Below are 261 nucleotides of genomic sequence, written 5' to 3'. Positions count from 1 at the left end.
CTCGACGACGGCGCCGTGCAAACCGGCGTGACCGTGATTCGTCCGCATCGCGGCGATCCGTTTCTGCACAAGGTGCCCGCGGCGGCGTCGGTGGTCAACGGCTTTGGCAAAAGCATCGGACTCGTGCAGGTCGAGGAACTCGGCGTGCTCGAAACGCCGATTGCGTTGACCAATACCTTCGGCGTCGCGGCGCTCGCACAGGCGCAGATTCGCGCGGCGATCAAGGCCAATCCGCGAATCGGGCGCGAGTGGCCGACGGTC

1 protein-coding gene is annotated in these 261 nt (G+C 66.3%); it reads left to right on the top strand.

Annotated features, from left to right (window positions below):
- Window positions 1-261 (top strand): P1 family peptidase (locus SB751_RS31980; RefSeq protein ID WP_410749263.1); only part of this gene is annotated, 261 nt, incomplete at both ends.

Origin of the sequence: Cupriavidus sp. SIMBA_020 (genome assembly GCF_046535395.1) — a bacterium.
Lineage (GTDB): Bacteria > Pseudomonadota > Gammaproteobacteria > Burkholderiales > Burkholderiaceae > Cupriavidus > Cupriavidus campinensis.
The sequence above is the reverse complement of the archived record's forward strand: the minus strand, read 5'-3'. Positions and strand labels throughout refer to the sequence as shown.